Source organism: Arthrobacter sp. Hb9-2, assembly GCF_059091165.1.
On record NZ_JBNHGJ010000081.1, the window covers coordinates 1 to 2930 of the forward strand.

A 2930-nucleotide genomic window follows, 5' to 3' on the forward strand; every position below is an offset into this window, starting at 1 on the left:
GCCCCTTCCCCGTCAGCAGCCCACGGCGGCGGACATCACGACGGCGGCGCCGCCTCCCCCCGAGCCTCCGCCGAGGGGCCCAGCGAAGCGGCCAAGATGGTGTGCGGGGACCAGCCGATGGACAGGCTCACGTCAATCCTCGATCTGAAGCAGGACCCCCATACCGTGAACAGCTGGGCCGACAGCACGTTCACCTGCATCTACCACCTGGACGAAGGCGCGCTGGAAATTTCCGTGAAAGAAGCCACGGACCAGGCCACAGCACTGAACTACTTCGAGGCCATGCAGGCACTCGCTGCGGATGCCAAGCCCATCGAGGGCCTGGCAAACCTCGGGTTTCCGGCGTATGAAACCGAGGACGGGTCAGCGGTGTTCCAAAAGGACAGCTTCGTACTGCAGGTGGACGCCTCGGACCTCCCCGCAACCCTGGGACCGGACGCCATCACCCGGAACGCCCTGGCCTACCAGCTGTCCACCACCATCCTGGCCTGCTGGGTGGAGCACCACTAGAACGAATCAGCTGGCGCGGCGGCGGGCTGCCGGCCTCCTGCTGTCCTGCTGGATTGCCCGCACAGCGTCGGGGAGATAACCCCTCGTCTCCTCCGAGTTGGCCAGGTGCACCAGTTCGGCCGCCACCACTACCAGTTTTACATTGCGGTGGCTGCTGGTGCTGACCAGCATCTTGAAGGCATCGTCGGAACCCATTCCCAGCTGGCCCATCAAAATCCCCCGGGCCTGGTCTATGACACTACGGGTGGACGTGGCGCCGGCCACCGCATCCCGGGCTGTCTGCTCCGTTTCACGCTGGAGGGTGGAGGTCAGGTCCACCATGACGCCCTCAATGGAGGTGACTTTCCCCTCCGCGTTCATTATCGCGTCGCCGGATGTCAGCACCCGCCTGGTACGTCCCCGGGCGTCGATGATCCGGTGGTACATGCAGAAATAGCCGCCGGTCCTACAGACCTGCGCCACGATCTCCTCGCACCGCGGCCTGTCCTCCGGATGCTTGTGCGAATACAGCAGCTCCAACGTGGGGACCACATCGCCGCGCTCATAACCGTGCAGTTCGAACATCCCGTCCGACCACTCCAGCTTCCAGCCGTCCAGTTCCGCGTGGAATGTGCCCGCCACGCATTGGTTATCGCCCAATGCGCTCGAGTACGTGTAGGGGCCGCTGAGTTCAGCCACAGCCACCTCCCGTCTTTCTTTCCGCCCGCCCGCCAGGACGTCCTGGCGTCGTTGCCAGTTCATCCAAGTATGTCCGGAAACTTGCACCGGGGACAGAGTAGACAGCCCGTCTGCGGCTGAATCCAAAGGCACTGGGTGACTCGCAACTCTTGACTCGGATACCCCCAGGGGGTATATTTCAAGTGTTGTCAGTGAAGTGGTATGTCCCGGCCGGTGCCCCGCACCGCCTTTCACAGCCGTTCAACCCCAGCACCCATCGATCCTTCATCAAGGAATGGAAACTGACATGCTTGACCACCAGCACCACCCGCACCATCACGACGGCGGCGGCCGGGCCAGCGACGCCCTCACCGAAGCGGGAGCTGCTGCGGCCCCGGTCGGCCACGAACACCACGGCACCGGCAGGGCTGCCCACAACTCCCACCACGACGATGACCATGCCGTCCACACCCATGGACAGCACGCCGGCCACAGCACGGCCATGTTCAAGAACAGGTTCTGGCTCACGCTGGCGCTGTCCGTTCCCGTGGTCTACTTCAGCCCGATGGTGGGCCACATCCTGGGGTACATGGCCCCGATGTTCCCGGGTTCAACCTGGTTCCCGCCCGTCCTCGGCACGGTGATCTTCCTCTACGGCGGCCAGCCCTTCCTGAAAGGCGGCCTGCAGGAGCTGAAGGACCGCCGGCCCGGAATGATGCTCCTGATCGCCATGGCCATCACCGTCGCGTTCCTCGCCTCCTGGGTCACCAGCCTTGGCCTGGGCGGCTTCGACCTGGACTTTTGGTGGGAGCTCGCGCTGCTGGTGGCCATCATGCTGTTGGGGCACTGGATCGAGATGCGGGCGCTGGGTTCGGCGCAGGGTGCCCTGGATGCCCTCGCCGCGCTGCTGCCGGATGAGGCGGAACGCATTACGGACAGCGGAACCGAAACAGTGCCCGTCTCCGAACTCCAGCCCGCCGACCTTGTTTTAGTACGCTCCGGCGCCCGGATGCCCGCCGATGGAACCGTGGTCGACGGGCAGGCTGAGTTCGACGAATCCATGATCACCGGCGAGTCCAAGACGGTGCTCCGGGGCGTCGGAGACGCCGTGGTGGCAGGAACAGTCGCTACGGACAACAGCGTGCGGGTCCGGGTGGATGCGGTCGGTGACGATACCGCCCTTGCCGGGATCCAGCGGCTGGTCGCTGAAGCACAGGCATCCTCGTCGCGGGCCCAGGCGCTGGCCGACCGCGCAGCAGCCTTCCTGTTCTACTTCGCGGCGGGCGCCGGCGTTATCACCTTCATCGTGTGGACACTCCTGGGCAGCGTCCCCGAAGCCGTGACCCGCACCGTCACCGTTCTGGTCATCGCCTGCCCGCACGCTTTGGGCCTGGCCATCCCCCTGGTCATCGCCATCTCCACTGAGCAGGCTGCCCGCGCCGGCGTCCTGATAAAGAACCGCATGGCGCTGGAGCGGATGCGCACCATCGATGTGGTCCTCTTCGACAAGACCGGCACCCTCACCACCGGCGAGCCCGAACTGAAGGACGTGGCAACCGTCCCCGGTGAAGACGCTGACGCGCTGCTGGCCCTTGCCGCAGCCGTCGAGTCCGACAGTGAACACCCTGTGGCCCGGGCCATCGTCCGCGCAGCCCGGGAGCGGAACCTTCCTCTGCCCGCCGTTGCGGGCTTCAGCTCGCTGACTGGCCGTGGCGTCCGTGCCGCCGGGGGCGGCCGCACGGTGCCCGTAGGCGGGCCGGCGC

Annotated in this window: 3 protein-coding genes; 2 read left to right on the forward strand and 1 reads right to left on the reverse strand. The window is 65.9% G+C overall.

Translation table 11 applies throughout. The features are described 5' to 3' along the window. On the forward strand, positions 1 to 510 hold a 510-nt coding region (locus AC5RV1_RS21255; protein WP_493995939.1), incomplete at its 5' end, for a hypothetical protein. A gap of 6 nt (positions 511 to 516) precedes the next feature. On the opposite strand, the gene AC5RV1_RS21260 is transcribed toward AC5RV1_RS21255, so the two are convergent. Beyond that, the gene (locus AC5RV1_RS21260) at positions 517 to 1251 is read right to left on the reverse strand and encodes a PAS and ANTAR domain-containing protein (RefSeq protein WP_493947067.1); all 735 of its coding nucleotides are present in this window, start codon (positions 1249 to 1251) and stop codon (positions 517 to 519) included. 223 nt (positions 1252 to 1474) lie between these two features. On the opposite strand from AC5RV1_RS21260, the gene AC5RV1_RS21265 reads away from it, so the two are divergent. Further along, positions 1475 to 2930, forward strand: a 1456-nt coding sequence (locus AC5RV1_RS21265) for an HAD-IC family P-type ATPase (protein ID WP_493995940.1), incomplete at its 3' end; no start/stop codon positions are given.

Coding starts and splice junctions, on each gene's coding strand:
- AC5RV1_RS21260 (WP_493947067.1), bottom strand. CDS start 1,251: ATGAACTGGCAACGACGCCAGGACGTCCTGGCGGGCGGGCGGAAAGAA.